The organism is Pseudomonas sp. Z3-6, from assembly GCF_051131985.1.
GTDB classification, from domain to species: domain Bacteria; phylum Pseudomonadota; class Gammaproteobacteria; order Pseudomonadales; family Pseudomonadaceae; genus Aquipseudomonas; species Aquipseudomonas zanjanensis.
Genome location: NZ_CP071644.1, coordinates 893,399 through 915,932, shown reverse-complemented (window position 1 = coordinate 915,932; position 22,534 = coordinate 893,399). Strand labels below are relative to the sequence as shown.

At 63.1% G+C, this 22,534-nt stretch carries 21 protein-coding genes; 10 read left to right on the top strand and 11 right to left on the bottom strand.

Annotated elements, in window-relative coordinates:
• Window positions 1-2 precede the first annotated feature (2 nt).
• From rlmH to J3P88_RS04125, 4 genes are all read right to left on the bottom strand, one after another.
• Window positions 3-470 (bottom strand): 23S rRNA (pseudouridine(1915)-N(3))-methyltransferase RlmH, encoded by a 468-nt coding sequence (gene rlmH, locus J3P88_RS04140; RefSeq protein ID WP_047229490.1) that lies wholly within the window; start codon window positions 468-470, stop codon window positions 3-5.
• A 9-nt stretch (window positions 471-479) separates the two neighbouring features.
• Complete coding sequence (gene rsfS / locus J3P88_RS04135; protein ID WP_186706573.1) at window positions 480-974, bottom strand: ribosome silencing factor; 495 nt, start codon at window positions 972-974, stop codon at window positions 480-482.
• Between the two features lie 71 nt (window positions 975-1,045).
• Window positions 1,046-1,732 carry a nicotinate-nucleotide adenylyltransferase gene (nadD, locus tag J3P88_RS04130; RefSeq protein WP_186706574.1) on the bottom strand — a complete coding sequence of 229 codons (687 nt, stop codon included), beginning with the start codon at window positions 1,730-1,732 and terminating at the stop codon, window positions 1,046-1,048.
• Between the two features lies 1 nt (window position 1,733).
• Entirely contained in the window at window positions 1,734-3,005 is a 1,272-nt protein-coding gene (locus J3P88_RS04125) for a glutamate-5-semialdehyde dehydrogenase (RefSeq protein ID WP_186730293.1), read from the bottom strand.
• 404 nt (window positions 3,006-3,409) lie between these two features.
• Between J3P88_RS04125 and J3P88_RS04120 the strand changes: the two genes are divergently transcribed.
• Window positions 3,410-4,087: a DNA-3-methyladenine glycosylase gene (locus tag J3P88_RS04120; protein WP_250965058.1), complete on the top strand. Its 678-nt coding sequence runs from the start codon at window positions 3,410-3,412 to the stop codon at window positions 4,085-4,087.
• Between the two features lie 334 nt (window positions 4,088-4,421).
• Window positions 4,422-5,738: a bifunctional DedA family/phosphatase PAP2 family protein gene (locus J3P88_RS04115; RefSeq protein WP_434574138.1), complete on the top strand. Its 1,317-nt coding sequence runs from the start codon at window positions 4,422-4,424 to the stop codon at window positions 5,736-5,738.
• 157 nt (window positions 5,739-5,895) lie between these two features.
• Here J3P88_RS04115 and J3P88_RS04110 read toward each other — a convergent pair whose 3' ends face one another.
• From J3P88_RS04110 to J3P88_RS04100, 3 genes are read right to left on the bottom strand one after another with little or no spacing between them, the layout of a single operon-like run.
• Window positions 5,896-6,486 carry an LON peptidase substrate-binding domain-containing protein gene (locus J3P88_RS04110; RefSeq protein WP_186706578.1) on the bottom strand — a complete coding sequence of 197 codons (591 nt, stop codon included), beginning with the start codon at window positions 6,484-6,486 and terminating at the stop codon, window positions 5,896-5,898.
• Between the two features lie 10 nt (window positions 6,487-6,496).
• Entirely contained in the window at window positions 6,497-7,213 is a 717-nt protein-coding gene (locus J3P88_RS04105; protein WP_053125679.1) for an LrgB family protein, read from the bottom strand.
• Complete coding sequence (locus J3P88_RS04100) at window positions 7,210-7,575, bottom strand: CidA/LrgA family protein (protein WP_186706580.1); 366 nt, start codon at window positions 7,573-7,575, stop codon at window positions 7,210-7,212. Before J3P88_RS04100 ends, J3P88_RS04105 begins: the two co-directional genes overlap by 4 nt.
• A 349-nt stretch (window positions 7,576-7,924) precedes the next feature.
• On the opposite strand from J3P88_RS04100, the gene J3P88_RS04095 reads away from it, so the two are divergent.
• The 3 genes from J3P88_RS04095 to J3P88_RS04085 all read left to right on the top strand — a co-directional run bounded on the left by J3P88_RS04095 (window position 7,925) and on the right by J3P88_RS04085 (window position 10,870).
• Window positions 7,925-8,380, top strand: coding sequence for a MaoC family dehydratase (locus J3P88_RS04095; protein WP_186730290.1), 456 nt, complete (start codon window positions 7,925-7,927; stop codon window positions 8,378-8,380).
• Window positions 8,381-8,482: 102 nt separating this feature from the next.
• On the top strand, window positions 8,483-10,201 hold the full coding sequence (locus J3P88_RS04090; protein WP_434574136.1) for a C13 family peptidase: 1,719 nt from the start codon (window positions 8,483-8,485) through the stop codon (window positions 10,199-10,201).
• 27 nt (window positions 10,202-10,228) lie between these two features.
• Complete coding sequence (locus J3P88_RS04085) at window positions 10,229-10,870, top strand: oxidoreductase (RefSeq protein ID WP_434574134.1); 642 nt, start codon at window positions 10,229-10,231, stop codon at window positions 10,868-10,870.
• Between the two features lie 283 nt (window positions 10,871-11,153).
• Here the strand turns inward: J3P88_RS04085 and J3P88_RS04080 are convergent, their stop codons facing one another.
• The 4 genes from J3P88_RS04080 to J3P88_RS04065 all read right to left on the bottom strand — a co-directional run bounded on the left by J3P88_RS04080 (window position 11,154) and on the right by J3P88_RS04065 (window position 15,566).
• Window positions 11,154-11,438, bottom strand: a complete 285-nt coding sequence (locus J3P88_RS04080; RefSeq protein ID WP_186706584.1) for a YceK/YidQ family lipoprotein — start codon at window positions 11,436-11,438, stop codon at window positions 11,154-11,156.
• Window positions 11,431-12,063: a flavin prenyltransferase UbiX gene (gene ubiX, locus J3P88_RS04075; protein ID WP_053125690.1), complete on the bottom strand. Its 633-nt coding sequence runs from the start codon at window positions 12,061-12,063 to the stop codon at window positions 11,431-11,433. Before ubiX ends, J3P88_RS04080 begins: the two co-directional genes overlap by 8 nt.
• On the bottom strand, window positions 12,060-13,409 hold the full coding sequence (mpl, locus tag J3P88_RS04070; RefSeq protein ID WP_186706585.1) for a UDP-N-acetylmuramate:L-alanyl-gamma-D-glutamyl-meso-diaminopimelate ligase: 1,350 nt from the start codon (window positions 13,407-13,409) through the stop codon (window positions 12,060-12,062). Before mpl ends, ubiX begins: the two co-directional genes overlap by 4 nt.
• A 252-nt stretch (window positions 13,410-13,661) precedes the next feature.
• Window positions 13,662-15,566 carry a sigma-54-dependent Fis family transcriptional regulator gene (locus tag J3P88_RS04065; protein WP_434574131.1) on the bottom strand — a complete coding sequence of 635 codons (1,905 nt, stop codon included), beginning with the start codon at window positions 15,564-15,566 and terminating at the stop codon, window positions 13,662-13,664.
• Between the two features lie 575 nt (window positions 15,567-16,141).
• Here J3P88_RS04065 and exaC point away from each other — a divergent pair.
• The 5 genes from exaC (at window position 16,142) to J3P88_RS04040 (ending at window position 22,250) form a co-directional block, all read left to right on the top strand.
• Window positions 16,142-17,662, top strand: coding sequence for an acetaldehyde dehydrogenase ExaC (exaC, locus tag J3P88_RS04060; RefSeq protein WP_030140394.1), 1,521 nt, complete (start codon window positions 16,142-16,144; stop codon window positions 17,660-17,662).
• Window positions 17,663-17,942: 280 nt separating this feature from the next.
• Complete coding sequence (gene eat / locus J3P88_RS04055; RefSeq protein WP_053125697.1) at window positions 17,943-19,391, top strand: ethanolamine permease; 1,449 nt, start codon at window positions 17,943-17,945, stop codon at window positions 19,389-19,391.
• A 57-nt stretch (window positions 19,392-19,448) separates the two neighbouring features.
• Window positions 19,449-20,843, top strand: coding sequence for an ethanolamine ammonia-lyase subunit EutB (locus J3P88_RS04050; RefSeq protein WP_434574128.1), 1,395 nt, complete (start codon window positions 19,449-19,451; stop codon window positions 20,841-20,843).
• A gap of 10 nt (window positions 20,844-20,853) precedes the next feature.
• Window positions 20,854-21,678: an ethanolamine ammonia-lyase subunit EutC gene (gene eutC, locus J3P88_RS04045; protein ID WP_434574126.1), complete on the top strand. Its 825-nt coding sequence runs from the start codon at window positions 20,854-20,856 to the stop codon at window positions 21,676-21,678.
• A 107-nt stretch (window positions 21,679-21,785) separates the two neighbouring features.
• The gene (locus J3P88_RS04040) at window positions 21,786-22,250 is read left to right on the top strand and encodes a GNAT family N-acetyltransferase (protein WP_186706590.1); all 465 of its coding nucleotides are present in this window, start codon (window positions 21,786-21,788) and stop codon (window positions 22,248-22,250) included.
• Window positions 22,251-22,534 lie beyond the last annotated feature (284 nt).

Below are 22,534 nucleotides of genomic sequence, written 5' to 3'. Positions count from 1 at the left end.
GATTACTTGTGGTAAGGGTGCCCGGACAGGACTGTCCAGGCACGATACAGCTGTTCGCCGATCAGGATCCGCACCAGCGGGTGCGGCAACGTCAACGGCGACAACGACCAGCGCTGGTCGGCCCGGGCACAGACTTCCGGCGCCAGCCCTTCCGGGCCACCGACCATGAAGTTGACCGTGCGCGCGTCCAATCGCCAGCGATCGAGCTCCACCGCCAGTTGCTCGGTGCTCCAGGGCTTGCCGTGGACTTCGAGGGTGACGATGCGCTCGTTCGGCCCGACCTTGGCCAGCATGGCTTCGCCTTCCTGGCGGATGAAGCGCGCCACGTCGGCGTTCTTGCCACGGGTGTTGAGCGGAATTTCCACCAGTTCCAGGGCCAGCTCGGACGGAAGACGCTTGGCATATTCATGCCAGCCTTCTTCCACCCACTTGGGCATGCGAGAACCGACGGCGATCAGGCGCAGTCGCACAGCGGTCCCTTATTGCTGGTCTTTGTTGAGCTTGGTGAAGTGCTCATGGGGGTTTTCCGGGCTGTGGTGCGCGGCGCTGGCCGAACGGCTCTGCTCGGCACCGGCCCACAGGCGTTCCAGGTCATAGAACTGGCGCGCCGAGGCGGTCATCATGTGCACGATGACATCGTCCATGTCCAACAGCACCCAGTCGCTGTCGCCCTTGCCTTCTTCACCCAATGGCTTGACGCCCTGGGCCTTGACCGCTTCGCGGACCTTGTCCAGCATCGCGCCGATCTGGCGGTTGGAGGTACCGGTGGCGATGATCATGTAGTCCGTGATGCTCTGCTTGTCACGAACGTCGATCACCTGGATGTCCTGGGCCTTGACGTCTTCCAGGGCTGCCACGGCCACCTTGACCAGCTCTTCGCCAACCAGCGCCACGCCGGTGTGGACTTCTACAGGCAGCGGGGCGCTCTTGAACGTGCCCTTGCGCTTTACTTTGTTTACGTCTTTGTCAGTCATATAAAACTCGTTTTGCTCGTATGTTCGGGCGCTTCGCTACACGCATTCACGTGCCTTGAAGCGCGCCTTTTTCAGTTCGACGCACGGTAGAGCCCGTGCGCATCGATGTAGGCCAGGACCGCGTCGGGCACCAGGAAACGTACCGACTTACCGCTGGCCAGCAGTTGACGGATCTGGGTGGCGGATACCGCGAGCGGCGTCTGCCAGACGAATGCAATCTGTCCGCTCGGCCCTTTCAGGGCCAGCGGGTCGCTCACCGAGCGGGCCGCCAGCAGGTTGCGCAAGGCATCCGGCGGCTCGCTGTCGGCATCCGGGCGTTGCAACACCAGGATGTGGCAATGCTGGAGCAACTCTTCCCAGCGATGCCAAGTGGGCAGGCCGCAAAATGCGTCCCAGCCCAGAAGCAGGAAAACCTGGGCATCAACGGCCAGTTCGGCGCGCATCAGCTCCAGGGTATCAATGGTGTAGGACGGTTTGTCCCGCTGCAATTCGCGGGCGTCCACCACCAGCGGCGCCACACCGGCCACCGCGCACTCGACCATCGCCAGGCGGTCCCGTGCCGACACCTGCGGCGTATCCCGGTGAGGCGGCCGGGCGCTGGGCGTCAGGCGTAGCTCATCGAGGGCCAGGGCGTCGGCAACTTCCAGCGCACCGCGCAAATGGCCGATGTGCACCGGGTCGAACGTGCCACCCAGGATACCGATGCGCCGGGGCGGGGTTGTCGTCGTCACAGAGGCCGGCGGTTCGAGGTCGCCCAAGTCAGACCGACTCCTGTCCACGCAACTGGCCGTCACCGACCACGATGTATTTCTCGCAGGTCAGGCCTTCCAGGCCCACCGGGCCACGGGCATGCAGCTTATCAGTAGAAATGCCGATCTCGGCACCCAATCCGTATTCAAAGCCATCGGCGAAGCAGGTCGGGGTGTTGATCATCACCGACGCCGAATCCACTTCGGCCACAAAACGCCGGGTTTCACCCTGGTGCTCACTGACGATGGAATCGGTGTGGTGCGAGCCGTGGCGGTTGATGTGTTCGATGGCCTGGTCCAGCCCGTCGACCACGCGGATCGACAGGATTGGCGCCAGGTATTCGGTGTCCCAGTCTTCTGCCGTGGCCGCGACGGCCTCGATGATTGCCCGGGTGCGCTCGCAACCGCGCAGTTCGACGCCTTTTTCGCGGAACTGGGCAGCCATCGACGGCAGGAAGTCCTGGGCAACGGCCTGGTCCACCAGCAGGGTTTCCATCGCGCCGCAGATACCGTAGCGGTAGGTCTTGGCGTTGAAGGCGATGCGCTGGGCCTTCGGCAATTCGGCGTGGGCACTGACGTAGACGTGGCAGATGCCGTCCAGGTGCTTGATCACCGGCACCCGGGCGTCACGGCTGACCCGTTCGATCAGGCCCTTGCCGCCGCGCGGCACGATGACATCGACAAACTCGGGCATGGTAATCAGCGCGCCAACCGCGGCGCGGTCGGTGGTTTCCACCACTTGCACCACGGCGGCCGGCAGATCGGCCTCGGCCAGGCCGCGCTGGATGCAGGCGGCAATGGCGCGGTTGGAATGGATGGCCTCGGAGCCGCCACGCAGGATAGTCGCGTTACCGGACTTCAGGCACAGGCTCGCGGCGTCGATGGTTACGTTCGGCCGCGACTCGTAGATGATCCCGACCACGCCCAGGGGCACGCGCATCTTGCCGACCTGGATGCCCGACGGGCGGTAGCTCATGTCGCGGATCGCCCCGACCGGGTCCGGCAGGGCCGCGACCTGGCGCAGACCGACGATCATGCCGTCGATGCGGGCCGGAGTCAGCGCCAGGCGCTCGAGCATGGCCGGCTCCAGACCGTTAGCCCGGCCGGCTGCCAGGTCCAGCTCGTTAGCAGCGGACAACTCGGCGCGCGCAGCGTCCAGCGCATTGGCGGCGGCCTGCAGGGCGCGGTTTTTCTGCGCGGTGCTGGCCCGGCCGATGATGCGCGACGCTTCGCGAGCGGCGCGACCCAGGCGGGTCATGTAGTCAAGAACGGACTCAGTCATGGTCTGTGTGGTCTTGGCGATGGGGAAAGCGGCAGATTATAGCTGTCGTAACCCTCGACTAACAGCATGGACTCGCAGTGGTGACCGGCGGAGAAGCAAAACAGCCATAAACAGCCCGTTGAAACGCAATGCTGTTCACTTAAGGCAATCGACAAACCCGTGGCGAGGGAGCTTGCTCCCGCTGGGCCGCGAAGCGGCCCCAAAATCTGCCAATTGCGGCGTATCAGACACACCGCACCCGCCGGTTTACGACTGCTTCGCAGCCGAGCGGGAGCAAGCTCCCTCGCCACAGGGTCATCATTTTTCCTAAGTGAACGGCATTACGGTTGAAACGAGTGTTCAGCGGTGATTAAGCTTTCCATTGCTATCATCGCGCTTCCTTTGGCCTCACTTCGTCTATCGCCATGACCGATTTGCCATCGCCCAACGCCCTGCCCCACGCCTTTTTCGATCGCGACGCCCAGGTCCTTGCCAAGGACCTGCTGGGCAAAGTCATCCGCCACAAGGTCGGCGACCTGTGGCTCAGCGCGCGGATCATCGAGACCGAGGCGTATTACTTCGCCGAAAAAGGCAGCCACGCCTCCCTGGGCTACACGGAAAAACGTAAGGCTTTGTTTCTGGATGGCGGGCACATCTATATGTACTACGCCCGGGGCGGCGATTCGCTGAACTTCAGTGCCCAGGGCCCGGGCAACGCGGTGTTGATCAAGTCGGCCTACCCGTGGGTCGATGCCGTTTCGGGGCCGGCGAGCCTGGCGCAGATGCTGTTGAACAACCCCGACGCCCAAGGCCGGCCACGCACACCGCAAAAACTCTGTGCCGGCCAGACCCTGTTGTGCAAAGCTTTGGGGCTGAAAGTGCCGGACTGGGACGCCAAGCGCTTCGACCCCGAGCGCTTGCTGGTGGAAGACGTCGGCGTGCCAACGGTCAATGCGATCCAGACCACCCGCCTGGGCATTCCCCTGGGACGGGACGAGCATTTGCCCTACCGCTTCGTCGACGCTGCCTACGCCCCTTGGTGCACCCGCAACCCGTTGCGGCGCGGACAGGTCGAAGGGCGGGATTATTTCTTGCTTTCATGAACACAAACACTGCATGACCCTGGGGCCCCTTGTGGGAGCGAGCCTGCTCGCGATGGCGCCAGGCCTGTGAATTAAATGGCGACTGACACACCGCTATCGCGAGCAGGCTCGCTCCCACAGTTGATCTTCAGTGGATACGAAATTTGCTACACCCGAAATCCCCGTGTGGGAGCGGGCTTGCTCGCGAATGCGGTGTGTCAATTGATATTGACCTATCTGACACACCGCATTCGCGAGCAAGCCCGCTCCCACAGTTTGAAGTTTCAGTGATCTTGAGTTTTCGTTCACACAGTAAAAAACTGCATGCCAATCAATATTCAATGGAGTTGTTCTTATGGGCCCATGGCTCGATAGCATCACCGCCTGGCTGACCGTCAACCCGCAATGGCTGGCGGTGGCGGTTTTTGTCGTTGCTTGCGTGGAATGCCTGGCCATCGCCGGGCTGATCGTGCCAGGCACGGTGCTGTTGTTTGCGATTGCAGTGCTGGCCGGCAGCGGCGCGCTGTCCTTGGGCGAGACGTTGCTGTTGGGTTTGCTCGGAGGGTTGCTGGGGGACCTGGTGTCGTATTTCCTCGGTCGGCATTTTCACCAGAACATCCGGCGCCTGCCGGGGCTGCGGCATCACCCGGAATGGATGAGCGCGGCGGAAAGCTATTTCCAGCGCTACGGCATCGCCAGCCTGCTGGTGGGCCGCTTCATCGGCCCGCTACGGCCCATGCTGCCGATGGTGGCCGGCATGTGCGACATGCCGTTCCCGCGCTTCGCCGCCGTCAGCGTGTTGGCCGCCGCCGGCTGGACCGTGGCGTACCTGTTGCCGGGCTGGGCCACCGGGGCGGCGTTTCGTCTGCCGCTGCCCGAGGGTTTCTGGCCCCAGGCCGGCGTGGTTATTGGCAGCATCGCGGTGATGATCGGGCTGAGCGTCAACAGCACCCTGCGTCGCCATCGCCATGCCACGGCGCTGATCGCCGGCATCGGCCTGGTGATCCTGATCGGCCTGTTCATCGGCTTTCGCTACCTGACGGCGTTCGACCAGGGCTTGATGGCCCTGGTCCAGGAACATCGCAGCGCGACGCTGGATGAAATCGCCGTGACCTTCACGCTGATCGGCGAATTCCGCTACATGTTGATTGTCTGCAGCCTGGTGACCGCGCTGCTGCTGTTGGCACGGCAATGGCGCCAGGCGATCTTTGCCGGCGGCACGATGTTGTTCACCGCCCTGGCCAATACCGGCTGCAAACACTTCTTTGCCCGGGTGCGCCCGGAAATCCTCACCGACCCACTGACCAGCTACAGCATGCCCAGCGGCCACTCCTCCGGGGCATTTGCGCTGTTCCTGTCCCTCGCCGTGCTGGCCGGCCGCGGCCAACCGCCACGCCTGCGCCTGACCTGGCTGTTGCTGGGCTGCTTGCCGGCCTTGGCCATCGCCCTGTCGCGGGTCTACCTGGGGGCGCATTGGCCGAGCGACATCGTCGCCGGGGCGATACTCGCCGCCAGCATCTGTGCGGCCGCCCTATGGCTGAGCCAGCGCCAGACCCTGCTGCCGGCCATGCCACCGAAAGTCTGGTGGCTTGTCCTGCCGGCGCTGACGGCGGCGTTCAGCTTCTTCGCCCTGCGGCACTTGCCCCATGCGATGTTGCGGTATGCCTATTGAACACACTATCTATGGGCACTGGAGATCCCCTGTGGGAGCGGGCTTGCTCGCGAAAGCGGAGTGTCATCCAACACATGTGTTAACTGATCCACCGCCTTCGCGAGCAAGCCCGCTCCCACAGGGGGGGGTCGGTGTTGTTCGGTGGATATGAGTGGTGTCAGGCAAAGAGTTCACCCTGCAACTCATCGAGCAACGCCTGGATCGCATCCAGCCGCTGTTGGGGATCATCGAGTTGCAGCAGGTCGATCTTGTCCAGCTCATTGAACGGCAACAGGTAGGCCAGTTGATTGGCCAGCGATTGCTGGCCGGTGGCTTCGGTGCCCATGTTCAGCGCCTCGACCATCGGGTGCTCGGCCAGGGCCTTGAGCAGCGCCACCAGGTCGGCATCTTCGTCTTGCAGCGGTTGTTCCGGCTCGTCTTCCAGCCACTCGACCTCGGCCACCGTGAGTTGATCGGCCTGGACGCTGCTGCTGTGCACCAGAAAACGCCGTCCGCCCTGCACGCGAATCCCCAGCAGGCCATTGTCCTGCTGGGAAAAATCGGTAATCAGCGCCTCACAACCGACCCGCGCATAACCTTCAGGCGCGACGCCGACTTCCTCGCCATCGAGGATGCACACCACACCAAAGCCTTCGCCCTTTTTCATGCAGCGCCCGATCATGTCGAGGTAACGCGCCTCGAAAATCTGCAAGTCGAGGATGCAACCGGGGAACAGCACGGTGTTCAACGGGAAAAGCGGCAAGCTCATAACCAATTCCTTAAACCGTCATCGACACCACCAACGGCAGCAACACCGCCGTGGCCACGCCCATCAGACTCATCGCCAGCGCCGCGAAGGCACCCGACTCCTCGCTTTCCTGCAACGCCACCGACGTGCCCACCGCATGGGCCGCCAACCCCAGGGCCATGCCTCGGGCCTCAGGGCTATGGACACCCAACCGGGTCAGAATACTCGGGCCGAGAATCGCCCCGAGCACCCCGGTGATCAACACGAACACCGCCGCCATGGCCGCCACGCCGCCGATCTGCTCGGCCACCAGCATGGCGATCGGCGAGGTCACCGACTTGGGCGCCATGGTCATCAGGATCATGTGCTCGGCGCCAAAGGCCCAGCCCAACACCACTGCAGAGCCCGTGGCAAACACCCCGGCTATCACCAGCGTAGTAAAAATCGGCCAGAACAACTGCCGGATCCGTCGCAGGTTCAAATACAGCGGCACCGCCAGGGCCACCGTGGCCGGGCCCAGCAGGATGCTGAGGATCTCGGTGCTCTTGCGGTACTCGGCATAACCGATGCCGCAGCCCACCAGCACGCCGATCAACAGCACCATCGACATCAGCACCGGTTGCAGGAACACCCAGCGGGTCTTTTCGTACGCCGCCAGCACCAGTTGGTAGGCGCCCAGGGTGATGCCAATGCCGAACAGCGGATGATGGATCACCGAGGTCCAGGCGCCCTGCCAATCGAGCATCATTGGCGGTCCTCCGGAGCGGCGACGTGGCGACGGGCCAGGCGCTGCATCAGCACGCCCGTCAGCGCCACGGACAGCACCAGGGACAAGGTCAACGCGCCAACGATGGCCCAGAAATCGGCGGCAATCGCCCCGGCGTAGACCATCACCCCTACCGCAGGCGGCACCAGCAGCAACGGCAGGTAACGCAGCAGACTGCCGGCGGCCAGGTTCAACGGCTCGCTGACTTCGCCGCGCATCACCAGATACCCCAGCAGCAACAGCAGGCCAATGATCGGCCCCGGCAGTACCGGCAAGAACAAATGATTGATCGCAGTGCCCAGCAATTGAAACAGCACCAGCCAGGTCAGGCCCCGTAGCAACATCCGCTCTATCCCCCCGCAACAGCCCCAATGAACGCGCCAATTCGGTTCACGACATGACTCTGTGGCGAGGGAGCTTGCTCCCGCTGGGCTGCGCAGCGGCCCCATTTTATGAGCGCTTCGCACTCAAGCGGGAGCAAGCTCCCTCGCCACAATCGAACACGCACGTTGAATGAACCGAATTGCAAAGAATGCGCCGGCATTATAAGCATGCCCGCGCTATGGTTCGGCATTCGTAAAAAGCATGGTCGATGACCTTCCCGGCGCGCCATGTTGATCTACAGTGGTTTTCCGGGGACGCAAAATCCCCGCTTCAGAAAAAGTAAAAACGATGAACCCAAGGAGAGTCTCAATGCCCTACGTCCCCGTTGCAGCGCTCAAAGATTATGTCGGCAAGGAACTTGGACGTTCCGATTGGCTTACCATCGACCAGGACCGCATCAACCTGTTCGCCGAAGCCACTGGCGACTTTCAGTTCATCCACGTCGATCCGGTCAAGGCCGCGCAGACCCCGTTCGGCAGCACCATCGCCCACGGTTTCCTGTCGCTGTCGCTGATGCCCAAGTTGATGGAAGACATCCTGATCCTGCCCGAGGGCGTGAAGATGGTCGTCAACTACGGGCTGGACAGCGTGCGTTTCATCCAACCGGTGAAGGTCGATTCCAAGGTCCGGCTCAAGGTCGACCTGGTGGAAGTCACCGAGAAAAAACCCGGCCAATGGCTGCTCAAGGCCACCGCCACCCTGGAAATCGAAGGTTCGGAAAAACCGGCCTACATCGCCGAGCCGCTGTCGCTCTGCTTCGTGTAAACCTGCGCACATGCGAAACCGTCCAGGCAGTTTCGCATCGCTTCTCTATATCCAGGAGCCAAAGCTGCGGCATACTCGTGGCCTGATGACCTGGATCCCGTTATGCGCTTACTCGTCCCACTGACCCTGACCCTGTTGCTCACCGCCTGTGGCGCCGGCGAATCGCCGCTGCCTCCCGACGCGCGCCTGCCCGACGGCGGCCGCTACCGTGGCGACCTGGTGGACGGCCTGCTGCAAGGCCAAGGGCGCATCGACTATCCCAACGGCAGCTGGTACGCCGGGCAGTTCGACAAGGGTCAATGGCATGGCACCGGGGAATGGCATGGCAGCAACGGCGAGGTCTATCGCGGCCAGTTCCACCAAGGCCTGTTCCACGGCCAGGGCAGCCTGACCACACCCACCAGCAGCTACACCGGCGGCTTCAAGCTGGGGCGCCGGGACGGTGAAGGGACGCTCAAGGAAAACGGCATGACCTACCGGGGCGAGTTCAAGGCCGACCGCTATTCCGGCCTCGGACGCCTGGAACTCGACGACGGCAGCCAGTACCAGGGCCCGTTCGTCAACGGCAAGCCCAACGGTGAAGGCCAGCGCTTCGACGCCAGCGGCAACCAATTCACCGGGCACTTTGTCGATGGGCAACTGCAGGGCAAGGGCACCTTCAACAGCGCCGAAGGCGATGTCTACATTGGCGGTTTCCGGAACAACCAGCTCAACGGTCGCGGGCGCTACGAAAATGCCGACGGCGATGTCTGGATCGGCCAGTTCAAGGACGGCGCACTGACTGGCAAGGGCGAACTGATCGGCGCCGACGGTAGCCACTACCTCGGTCAATTCAATGATTGGCGCTTTACCGGCGAGGGCCGCCTGAACCTGCCCGACGGCAGTTTCTACATCGGCCAGTTCGAGGCCGACAGCTATCACGGGCGCGGCACCCTGGTGCTCACCGATGGCACGGTGCAAAGCGGCACCTGGGCCAACGGCCAACGGGTGCGCGACGCTGACGGCCGGTTGTTGCCGGATGTCCTCGAACTCGGCCTGCTGGCCCAGGGCCGCCTGCTGGAGGATGCCCTGGCGAACATCCCGGCCTCGACCCCGGCGGTGGAACTGTACAGCCTGACCCTCGGCGGCGACGGCAAGCAAAGCGTGTTCCTGCGCGAATCCGACTATGTCGCCAACATGCTCGCCAGCCGCTTCGGCGCGTTCGGGCAGATCCGCCTGGTGAACCACCGCGACCACCTCGGCGACCGGCCCATGGCCAGCCGTGAAAGCCTGCGCCGCGCCGCCGCCACCCTGGCCGAACGCAGCGGCCCGGAAGATCTGATTTTCATCTACCTCACCAGCCACGGCACCAGCGAGCACGAACTGGTGCTCGACCAGCCGCGCATGGAGCTGGCCGACCTGCCCGCCGATGAACTGGCCGTGGTCCTCGCACCGCTGAAGCATCGCGACAAGATCGTGGTGATCTCGGCCTGTTATTCCGGCGGTTTCATCCCGGCGCTCAAGGACGAACGCACGCTGATCATGACCGCCTCCCGGGCCGACCGGGTGTCCTTCGGCTGCTCCGAGGAAGCCAACTTCACCTATTTCGGCGATGCGCTGTTCGCCCAGGCACTGAACCAGACCGACGACCTGGAGCAGGCCTTCAAACGGGCCAAGGGCATCGTTGCCGAGCGCGAGCAGGCAGACAACTTCGAAGCCTCGGAACCGCAGATCTGGGCGCCGAGAACGGTCCTGTCCCACTGGCAATTGCTGCGCAAGCAGCAGGCGCGAAAAGCATTGCAAAGTGCGGCATTGAACGACGAGGCGACAAAGAGCAACTAAGCTGAACCGTATCAAGGGGGAAACACTATGTACTTGACGCCTCAGCATGTTTTGCTCGCCGGTGCCACCGGATTGACCGGGGAACACCTACTGGACCGGCTGCTCAACGAGCCGACCATCACCCGTGTATTGGCGCCTTCACGCCGGCCACTGGCCGAGCATCCACACTTGGAAAACCCGGTAGGGAAGCCGGCCCAGGTGCTGCCACAACTCAGTGGCCAGGTCGACATTGCCTTTTGCTGCCTCGGCACCACCCTCAAGAAAGCCGGCTCCGAGCAAGCCTTCCGCGCGGTGGACCTGGACTTGGTCGTAGCGTTTGCCAAGCGCGCCCGGGAGCTTGGCGCACGGCATTTGGTGGTGATCAGCGCGTTGGGGGCCGATGCCAAGTCACCGCTCTTCTACAACCGGGTCAAGGGTGAGATGGAGGCGGCCCTCAAGGCCCAGGGCTGGCCACAACTGACCATTTGCCGCCCTTCCCTGCTGCTGGGCGACCGCGTCGAACCGCGCCTGGCCGAGCAGCTGGCCGGGCCGTTGTCGAAGCTGATCCCCGGCAAATACCATGGCATCGAAGCCTGCCAACTGGCCCGGGCCATGTGGCGTCTGGCGCTGGAAGAACAGGATGGGGTGCGGGTGGTGGAGTCGGATGAGTTGCGCAGGCTTGGCAAATAGTCATGTGGCGCCTAGTCGGACGCTTTCGCGAGCAGGCTCGCTCCCACAGTTGCCCGAGTTCCGTCAGGAAGAATGAGGTCGAATGTGGGAGCGAGCCTGCTCGCGAAGGGCTCGCTACCAAATCCAAAGCCAAGCACTCATTGTGGCTAGGGAGCTTGCTCCCGCTCGACTGCGCAGCAGTCGCCTTGGATTTCAGGGGAAAAAGCTTGGGGCCGCTTCGCAGCCCAGCGGGAGCAAGCTCCCTCGCCACAGGTTCCAGGCAGATCAAGCACTGTGGTGTTTGCTACAACCCGCCTGTCGCCCGGAACCCTACGCCTAATGCCGTGAACAAAGACAACGGCAACAGCAAGGTATCCAACAGCGCGCTACCCGGCAGGTCCACGCCCGGGTAACTCGGCGCCTCGGCACCAAAGCGGTCCTTGGCGCAGCAGCCACCCTTCAGGGCATACAAGTCCAGGCGCGTGCCCGCGTAGACCACCGGCGCACCCGGCTTGGCCGCGTCGAGGGTGCGGGCGGTGGCGCAGCCGGTCAGTTGCAGCGCCAGCAGCACGATCAGCAGCTTACTCATCACTGCTCAAATGATGCTCGCCCCAACGGGGCAACATGTCCTGGGGAATGTTCAGCAGATTGAGGATCCGCGCGACCACGAAATCGATCAGGTCGTCGATGGTCTGCGGCTGGTGATAAAACCCCGGCGACGCCGGCAGGATGGTCACACCCAGGTTCGACAGCTTGAGCATGTGCTCCAGGTGAATGCTCGAATACGGCGCTTCCCGCGGCACCAGGATCAACTGGCGGCGCTCCTTGAGCGTGACGTCCGCCGCCCGTTCGATGAGGTTGTTGCAGGCCCCGGTGGCAATCGCCGACAGCGTCCCGGTGGAACACGGCACCACCACCATCGCCGCTGGGGCGCCGGAACCCGAGGCCACCGGCGACATCCAGTCTTCCTTGCCATACACACGAATCTGCCCCGCCGCCGCACCGGTGTATTCGGTGAGGAAGGCCTGCATCATCTGGGTCTTGGCCGGCAGGGTCACGTCGGTCTCGGTGGCCATCACCAGTTGCGCGGCCTTGGAGATGAGGAAGTGCACCTCGCGGTCCTCACGCACCAGGCAATCGAGCAGGCGCAAGCCGTACTGGGCGCCGGACGCACCAGTCATCGCCAGCGTGATGCGTTCCGGGCCGTTGCTCATTTCAGCGCCTCGGCGAGTTTGCCGTGCAGGCCACCGAAGCCGCCGTTGCTCATGATCACCACGTGGGTGCCGGGCTGGGCCTGGCTCTTCACGCGCTCAATGATGCCCTCCAGGGAATCGCTGACAATCGACGGCACCGTGCACAGCGCGGCGGTGGCACCGAGGTCCCAGCCGAGGTTGGCCGGTGCGTACCAGATCACCTGGTCGGCATCGACCACGCTTTCCGGCAGGCCGTCGCGGTGGGCGCCGAGCTTCATGGAATTGGAACGCGGCTCGATGATCGCCACCAGCGGTGCGTCACCGATACGCTTGCGCAAACCGTCGAGGGTGGTGGCGATGGCCGTCGGATGGTGAGCGAAGTCGTCATAAATGGTGATGCCGTTGACCTCGGCGACCTTCTCCATCCGCCGCTTCACGCTTTTAAACGCGCTCAACGCGGCAATGCCCATGGACGGCACCACGCCGACATGACGGGCTGCCGCCAGGGTCGCCAAGGCGTTGGCAACGTTGTGCTGGCCGGTCATGTCCCACTCGACCACGCCTTGGGACTGGCCTTCGAACATGACTTCGAACTGCGAACCGTCATCCTTGAGCAACTTCACCTGCCACTGACCGCCCGCGCCGGTGGTCTGCACCGGGGTCCAGCAGCCCATCTCGATGACGCGCTGCAACGCCGGCTCGGTGGTCGGGTGAATCACCAGGCCTTCGCTGGGAATGATGCGCACCAAGTGGTGGAACTGCCGCTCGATGGCCGGTAGATCGGGGAAGATGTCGGCATGATCGAACTCAAGGTTGTTGAGGATCGCCGTGCGTGGACGGTAGTGGACGAATTTCGAGCGTTTGTCGAAAAACGCGCTGTCGTACTCATCGGCTTCGATCACGAAGAACGGCGTGCCACCCAGGCGCGCCGACACCGAGAAATTCTGCGGCACGCCACCGATCAGGAAGCCCGGGCTCATGCCCGCGTGCTCCAACACCCAGGCGAGCATGCTGCTGGTGGTGGTCTTGCCATGAGTGCCGGCCACGGCCAGGACCCAACGGCCCTGCAACACGTGATCGGCCAGCCACTGGGGCCCGGACACGTACGGCAGGCCTTTGTTGAGCACGTATTCCACCGCCGGGTTGCCACGGGACATGGCGTTGCCGATGACCACCAGGTCTGGCGCCGGCTCCAGTTGCGCCGGGTCATAACCTTGGGTCAGCTCGATGCCCTGGGCCTCCAGCTGCGTGCTCATCGGCGGGTAGACGTTGGCGTCGGAACCGGTCACGTGATGGCCCAGCTCCTTGGCCAGGACCGCCATCGAACCCATGAAAGTGCCGCAAATACCGAGAATATGGATGTGCATAGTCGACCTCGTAAACATGGCCGCAGGTTAGCGTAGGGAGGGGAAAATCGCACCTTGTGTTTGAGCCCCCCGTGCACAGACGGCCTCCTGTGGGAGCAAGGCTTGCCCGCGATAGCGGTGGGTCAGTTGCATAGATGTTGAAGATGCCGCCGCTTTCGCGAGCAAGCCCGCTCCCACAATTTGACCGAGTCCATTCAGGAAGAATGCGGTCAACTGTGGGAGCGGGCTTGCTCGCGAATGGCCGCGCCGCGGTTAACGGGCGATGGCGTGTTTACGCAGCTTGCGGTAAAGGGTATTGCGGCTGATCCCCAGTTGCTCCGCCGTGTGGGTCATGTGCCAGCGCTGGCGCTCCAAGGCATCGAGCAATGCCATGCGCTCGGCATCTGCCAGCGGGTGTTCAGTCGGGGCCTCAACCGGCGTAACTGGACGCTGGCGAATCATCGCCGGCAAATCCTCCAACCCAATCCGCCCGCCATCACACAACGCGGCAAGGGTGCGCAGCACATTGCGCAGTTGTCGCACGTTGCCCGGCCAGTCGAAGCCCAGCAATGCCTGGCGCGCCGGTTCGTCGATGAACACCGTCTCGGCGCCGCTCTCTTCAGCCAACAGGAAATCCAGCAACTGCGACTTGTCACTGCGTTCGCGCAACGCCGGGAGGGGGATTTCCAAACCATTGAGGCGGTAATACAAATCCTCACGAAAGCTGCCATCCCGAACCCGGTCGAGCAACTGCCGGTGGGTGGCGCTGATGATGCGCACGTTCACCGGCTCGGGCTCGCCGCCGATGGGCACCACCTGGCGATCTTCCAACACCCGCAGCAAGCGGGTCTGCAAGGCCAGGGGCATGTCGCCGATTTCATCGAGGAACAGCGTGCCGCCGTCGGCCTGTTGCAGCTTTCCGCGCATGCCTTCCTTGCGCGCGCCAGTGAAACTGCCGCCGCGATAACCGAACAGCTCGCTCTCGATCAGACTTTCCGGGATGGCCGCGCAGTTGAGGGCGACGAAGTTTTTCCCGGCGCGCTGGCTGGCGTGGTGCACGGCCTTGGCGAACGCCTCCTTGCCGGAGCCGGTTTCACCCTGGATCAGCAGCGGCACATCGCGCTCGTAGACCCGCAGCGCCTTGCGAAAATGCTCCTGCAGCGCCGCGTCCCCCAGGCAGATACCCGGCAACCGTGCGGGCTCGATGGCCTTGAGCAACGGCGCGACCGGCACCGGCACGCTGCGGGGCTGGCCACGCAACACGGCGAACAAATGCCGGCCGTCACGGGTGCGCAACGGCCAACTGGCGCTGGCTTGGGCGCTGGCCCGGCCCAGCAACTCGTCCAGTGAACAGTCGAAAAAGTCCTCGACCCGCTGACCGAGCAAGCCTCCGCGAATATGTCCCAAGAGATTGAGCGCGCTCTGATTGACCGCGCAGATCCGCCCTTCGCCGTCGAAGGCCATCAAGCCTTCGCTGAACAGTCCTACGGACTCGGCCTGCAAGTGGAAGCGCAGCAGCCATTGATTGTCGAAGCAACGCAGGAAGTAGCAGCTCTCGATCATCTTCGCCGAGAGATTGACCAGGGCCATGGTGTGGAACTGGCTCTGGCGCGACACGTCCGGCCGGGCCGACGACACGTCGAGCACCGCCAGCAATTCACCGTGGGGATCGAACACCGGGCTGGCCGAGCAGGTCAGGCCGGTGTGGCGGCCACGAAAGTGTTCTTCCTGGTGAATGGTCAGGGCCTGGCGTTCCACCAGGCAGGTGCCGATGCCGTTGGTGCCTTCGCAGGCTTCGCTCCAGTCGGCGCCGAGCCAGAGGCCGGCCCGTTCGAAAATCTTCCGTTCGCTGGGGGCGGTGACGCAGTTGAGGATTACCCCTCGGGCGTCGGTGAGCAGCACCGCGTGGCCGGCGCCGGAGAGTTGCTGGTGCAGGCTGGTCATTTCATTGCCGGCGATGTGCAGCACTTGCTGCAAGCGCTCGCGACTTTCCAGCACCCGGCCATGCTCGAGCACCGTCGGCGCCAGGTTCTGGGCCGGGTCGAGGTGATAGTCCTCGAGGCAACGCAGCCAGGAACGGGCAATCGACGGATCGCTGCCAGGGCCCTGCAAATGGGCCTTGCCCTGGGTGACCGTCAGGACTTGCTGGGCATGGCGACTCAAATGGTTGCTGTGCATTTCTTATTGTTCTCCCCGAAGGATCTGCCTCACTGGAGCAACTGGTGAATATCCAACTGTGAACACCCAACCTTGTGGCGAGGGAGCTTGCTCCCGCTGGGCTGCGCAGCAGCCCCAAAACCTGAGTTTGCGGTGTATCAGGCTGACCGAGTTGGCTGCCTTGGGACCGCTTCGCGGTCCAGCGGGAGCAAGCTCCCTCGCCACAAAAGCAGCCTTGTCACCCAAACAGTTCTGCAAGAGCAGCCTTGTCACCCAAACAGTCCTGCAAGAGAAGCAGTCTTGCCACAAAAGCGCTCCGTCCATGGCCTCGCCGTCGGAGCCAGCATCCTCCAGCCCAACCGCCTTTGCAATGCTGGCGCGACCTGCCGGTCACAGACTGTCTCGCATCTGGCACAAACTGTCACACCCGCTGTATCGCAAGCGTCACACAGCCCCTCCGTTTGTCCGGCCAACTCCTCCTAAAGTCTTGATTTCCGGGCCCTGCAAGGCAATGGCCCAACCTTTGCTCTAGGCTTAAGTACCAGCGCGAATTTGCGCGGCTCCCTAATAAGCACAAAAGCCAAGGAGAACTCATCATGCGTTACGCTCACCCCGGTACTGAAGGCGCTATCGTTTCGTTCAAGGCTAAATACGGTAACTACATCGGCGGCGAGTTCGTCGCGCCTGTCAAAGGTCAGTACTTCACCAACACATCCCCGGTCAATGGCCAGCCCATCGCCGAATTCCCGCGCTCCACAGCCGAAGACATCGACAAAGCCCTGGACGCCGCCCACGCCGCCGCCGATGCCTGGGGCGCCACCTCGGTCCAGGCCCGCTCGCTGATCCTGCTGAAAATCGCCGACCGCATCGAAGCGAACCTGGAAACCCTGGCGATCACCGAATCCTGGGACAACGGCAAGGCCGTGCGCGAAACCCTCAACGCCGACATCCCCCTGGCCGCCGACCACTTCCGCTACTTCGCCGGTTGCCTGCGGGCCCAGGAAGGCAGCGCCGCCGAGATCGACGGCAACACCGTGGCCTATCACATCCACGAACCGCTGGGCGTGGTTGGGCAGATCATCCCGTGGAACTTCCCGCTGCTGATGGCCGCCTGGAAACTCGCCCCGGCCCTGGCCGCCGGTAACTGCGTGGTGCTCAAGCCGGCCGAGCAAACCCCACTGGGCATCTGCGTGCTCATGGAGCTGATCGGTGACCTGCTGCCTCCCGGCGTACTGAACGTGGTGCAAGGTTTCGGCAAAGAAGCCGGCGAAGCCCTCGCCACCAGCAAGCGCATCGCCAAGATCGCCTTCACCGGCTCGACCCCGGTGGGCTCGCACATCATGAAATGCGCCGCCGAGAACATCATCCCGTCCACCGTGGAGCTGGGCGGCAAGTCGCCGAACATCTTCTTCGAAGACATCATGCAGGCCGAGCCAAGCTTCATCGAGAAAGCCGCCGAAGGCCTGGTGCTGGCGTTCTTCAACCAGGGCGAAGTCTGCACCTGCCCATCCCGCGCCCTGGTGCAGGAGTCGATCTACGACGAATTCATGCAAGTAGTGATGAAGAAAGTCCTGCAGATCAAACGCGGCGACCCGCTGGACACCGACACCATGGTCGGCGCCCAGGCGTCCGAGCAGCAATTCGACAAGATTCTTTCGTACCTGGAAATCGCCAAGGGCGAAGGCGCCGAGCTGTTGACCGGCGGCAAGGTGGAAAAACTCGAGGGCAACCTGGCGACCGGGTATTACATCCAGCCGACCCTGCTCAAGGGCACCAACAAGATGCGCGTGTTCCAGGAAGAAATCTTCGGCCCAGTGGTGAGCATCACCACCTTCAAGGACGAAGCCGAAGCCCTGGCGATCGCCAACGACACCGAGTTCGGCCTCGGCGCCGGCCTCTGGACCCGCGACATCAACCGCGCCTACCGCATGGGCCGGGCGATCAAGGCCGGTCGCGTATGGACCAACTGCTACCACCTGTACCCGGCGCATGCCGCGTTCGGTGGCTACAAGAAGTCCGGCGTGGGTCGTGAGACGCACAAGATGATGCTCGACCACTACCAGCAGACCAAGAATTTGCTGGTGAGCTACGACATCAATCCGTTGGGGTTCTTCTAAGCCCCTTGGGGCCAGGCAGGTCATCTTACCTGGCCCCTTAGATCGCCTTCGCGAGCAGGCTCGCTCCCACAGGGATCTGTGGATAACTCGTTTCCAGGGTTGAAACAGATCCATTGTGGGAGCGGGCTTGCTCGCGAAAGCGGTGTGTCAGTCACTTAGATGCTGAAGGTAGGACCGCTTTCGTCGGATCGCCGCCCGGAGCAAGCCCGCTCCCACAGGGGTAATGCGCCACTCCGGCGATCAGGTTGGATAAAACAACAATAAAAACAGGTAAACCCTTATGCCAAGCGATCATGCAAACCCGCAACCGGCAACGTCCTCGGTCGACTTCGAAAAAGTCGGTTCCGAATATTTCCAACAACGCGAACTGAAAAAAGGCGCGGCGGGCTGGGTCCTGCTGGTGGGCCTGGGCGTGGCCTATGTCATTTCCGGTGACTACGCCGGCTGGAACTTCGGCCTGGCCCAGGGCGGCTGGGGCGGGATGTTCCTCGCCACGCTGCTGATGGCCGCGATGTATCTGTGCATGTGCTTTTCCCTCGCCGAGCTGTCCTCGATGATCCCCACCGCCGGCGGCGGCTACGGGTTTGCCCGCAGCGCCTTCGGGCCTTGGGGCGGGTTTCTGACGGGCACGGCGATTTTGATCGAGTACGCCATCGCCCCGGCGGCGATTGCCGTGTTCATCGGCGCCTATTGCCAGTCGCTGTTCGGCATTGGCGGCTGGATGATCTACCTGGCGTTCTACATCATCTTCATCGCCATCCACATATTTGGCGTCGGCGAAGCGCTCAAGCTGATGTTCATCATCACCGCCGTCGCCGCCCTGGCGCTGGGGGTTTTCCTGGTGGCGATGGTGCCGCACTTCAACGTCGCCAACCTGTTGGACATCCCGGTCAAGGAAGCGGTGGGCGCCAGTCCGTTCCTGCCCTTCGGCTACGTCGGCGTCTGGGCGGCGATCCCTTATGCCATCTGGTTTTTCCTCGCCGTGGAAGGCGTGCCCCTGGCCGCTGAAGAAACCAAGAACCCCAAGCGCGACCTGCCACGCGGCCTGATCGGCGCCATGCTGGTGCTGGTGGCCTTCGCCCTGCTGATCCTGGTGATTGGCCCGGGCGGCGCCGGCTCCAACGCGCTGATGACCTCGGGCAACCCGCTGGTGGAAGCCCTGGCCAAGGCCTACGGCGGTTCGACCTGGATGGGCAGCTTCGTCAATCTCGTCGGCCTGGCCGGTTTGATCGCCAGTTTCTTCTCGATCATTTACGCCTACTCGCGGCAGATCTTTGCCTTGTCCCGCGCCGGCTACCTGCCACGCAAACTCTCGGAAACCAATAAAAGCAAGGCACCGGTCCTGGCACTGGTGATTCCCGGCATCATCGGTTTCGGCCTGTCCTTGACCGGCCAAGGCGACTTGCTGATTCTGGTAGCCGTGTTCGGCGCGACCATTTCCTACGTGTTGATGATGGCCGCGCACATCACCCTGCGCATCCGTCGCCCCAAAATGGACCGGCCATACCGCACGCCGGGCGGCATCTTCACCTCGGGCGTGGCCCTGGTGTTGGCGTGCATCGCCGTGGTGGCGGGCTTCCTGGTCGACCCACGGGTAGTGATCGGCGCCGCGATCATCTATGGAGTGTTAATTGCTTACTTTGCTTTCTACAGTCGGCATCACTTGGTCGCAGGCACGCCCGAAGAGGAATTCGCTGCCATTCAAAAAGCCGAAGAAGCCTTGCACTAAGCCGTAACGTGCCGAAAACCACGGCGCCGCCCAGCGGCGCCGTCACGGAGAACCTGTATGGCCAGCTTTGCACACACGGTCGGCGCCCAGACCTACCGCTTCGACAGCCTCAAAGACCTGATGGCCAAGGCCAGCCCGGCGCGGTCCGGGGATTTCCTCGCCGAGATCGCCGCGCTCAACGATGGCGAACGCGTGGCCGCGCAAATGGCGTTGGCTGACTTGCCCCTCAGCCATTTCCTGCAAGAAATGCTGATTCCTTACGAGGTCGACGAAGTCACCCGATTGATCGTCGACACCCACGACAAACAAGCTTTTGCCACCGTCAGCCACCTCACCGTCGGCGGTTTCCGCGACTGGCTGCTCAGCGACGCCGCCGATGAACAGAGCCTGCGCGCCCTGGCCCCGGGCCTGACGCCGGAAATGGTCGCCGCCGTCTCGAAGATCATGCGCGTGCAGGACCTGGTGCTGGTGGCGCAGAAAATCCGCGTCGTCACCAAATTCCGCGGCACCCTCGGCCTGCGCGGGCGCCTGTCCACCCGCCTGCAACCCAACCACCCCACCGACGAACCCGCCGGCATCGCCGCGAGCATCCTCGACGGCCTGCTCTTCGGCAACGGCGACGCCATGATCGGCATCAACCCGGCCACCGACAGCACCGCCTCGATCTGCGCCATGCTGGAAATGCTCGACGCCATCATCCAGCGCTACGACATCCCCACCCAGGGCTGCGTACTGACCCACGTCACCACCTCCATCGAGGCGGCCAACCGCGGCGTGCCCCTGGACCTGGTATTCCAGTCCATCGCCGGCACCGAAGCGGCCAACGCCAGTTTCGGCATCAGCCTGAACATCTTGAAGGAAGGCTACGACGCCGGGCTCAGCCTGAATCGCGGCACGTTGGGCAACAACCTAATGTATTTCGAAACCGGCCAGGGCAGCGCGCTGTCGGCCAACGCCCACCACGGCGTCGATCAACAGACCTGCGAGACCCGGGCCTACGCCGTGGCGCGACATTTCAACCCGTTTTTGGTGAACACGGTTGTAGGCTTCATCGGCCCGGAATACCTGTACAACGGCAAACAGATCATCCGCGCCGGCCTCGAAGACCACTTCTGCGGCAAGTTGCTCGGCGTGCCGATGGGCTGCGACATCTGCTACACCAACCACGCCGAAGCCGACCAGGACGACATGGACACCCTGCTGACCCTGCTGGGCGTGGCCGGGATCAACTTCATCATGGGCATCCCCGGCTCCGACGATATCATGCTCAATTACCAGACCACCTCGTTCCACGACGCCCTCTACGCCCGCCAGACCCTGGGCCTGAAACCGGCGCCGGAATTCGAAACCTGGCTGGCGAACATGGGCATCTTCACCCAGGCCGATGGCCGGGTGCGGTTCGGCGACAACCTGCCACCGGCGTTTCGTCATGCCTTAGCGCACTTGGGATAAGAGACCTGCCATGGATAAATCACCTGTCGATTCACAAAACCCCTGGCTGAACCTGCGCAACCTCACCCCGGCGCGCATCGCCCTGGGCCGCACCGGCACCAGCCTGCCGACGTCGGCGCAACTGGATTTCCAATTCGCCCACGCCCAGGCCCGTGATGCCGTGCACCTGGCGTTCGACCACCCGGGCATCCGCGCACAACTGGACGAACGCGGCCGTGAGAGCCTGTTGCTCCATAGCGCGGCCAGCGACCGCAACAGTTATCTACAACGCCCGGACCTGGGCCGACGGCTCGATGAGGCATCCGCGCAAATGCTGGACGCGTACGCGGCGGCCCACCCTGGCGGCGTGGACCTGGCCATCGTCGTCGCTGACGGCCTGTCAGCGCTGGCCGTGCATCGCCATACCTTGCCGTTCCTGGCGCGACTGGAAGAACAGATCGCTGCTGAAGGCTGGTCGGTGTCGCCCATCGTTTTGGTGGAGCAAGGCCGCGTCGCCGTGGCCGATGAGGTGGCCGAACGGCTCGGTGCCAAGATGTCGGTGATCCTGATCGGCGAACGCCCCGGCCTCAGCTCTCCCGACAGCCTGGGACTGTATTTCACCTACGCCCCCAAGGTCGGCCTGAACGACGCCTATCGCAACTGCATCTCCAACGTTCGCCTCGAAGGCCTGAGCTACGGCATGGCGGCTCATCGCTTGATCTACCTGATGCGCGAGGCCTGCCGCCGGCAGCTCTCGGGGGTAAATCTGAAGGACGAAGCCCAGGTAAACACGCTAGAGTCGGAAAACGCTGCCGATATGAAAGGTAATTTCCTACTGGCGCCGCCCCGCGACTGATCCGTTTATCCGATTGCGTTTTTGATCCGCTTTCAGGCAGCATCAAAAGCACGGCAGCGCGACAGTGTTGTCTGAATATCTGTCGACCTTTGCAGACGAGACCTACCATGCGGATTATCCAAGCAACCCTGGAACACCTGGACCTGCTGACCCCATTGTTCGTCAAATACCGGGAATTCTACGGCTCACTGCCCTACCCGGATTCGTCCCGAGCCTTCCTCGAAAAGCGCCTGCGCCGCAAAGAGTCGGTGATCTACCTGGCCCTGCCCGATGACGACGACAACCGGCTGCTGGGCTTCTGCCAGCTCTACCCGAGCTACTCATCGCTGTCGCTCAAGCGCGTGTGGATCCTCAACGACATCTACGTCGCCGAAGACGCCCGCCGCCAACTGGTGGCCGACAACCTGATCCGCACCGCAAAAAAAATGGCCAAGGAAACCAACGCCGTGCGCATGCGCGTCTCCACCAGCAGCAACAACGAAGTGGCGCAGAAAACCTACGAATCGATCGGGTTCAAGGAAGACACCGAGTTCAAGAACTACGTGTTGCCGATCAGCGAAGATTTGACCTGATGACCGCGGACTGATCGTCCCCACGCTCCGCGTGGGAGCGATCAAACCTCTGTGGCCGAGTGAAACCCTTGTGGCGAGGGAGCTTGCTCCCGCTGGGCTGCGCAGCAGCCCCAATCCCTGAGCACGCGGTACATCAGGATGATCGAGGTGGCTGCTGTTGGGACCGCTTCGCGCTCCAGCGGGAGCAAGCTCCCTCGCCACACAAGACAGCCTGCGCCAGCACCCATTACAGACCCAACAACCAAAGCCCTCCCTTAGCACCACCGTCCTTGTGACGGAATGAA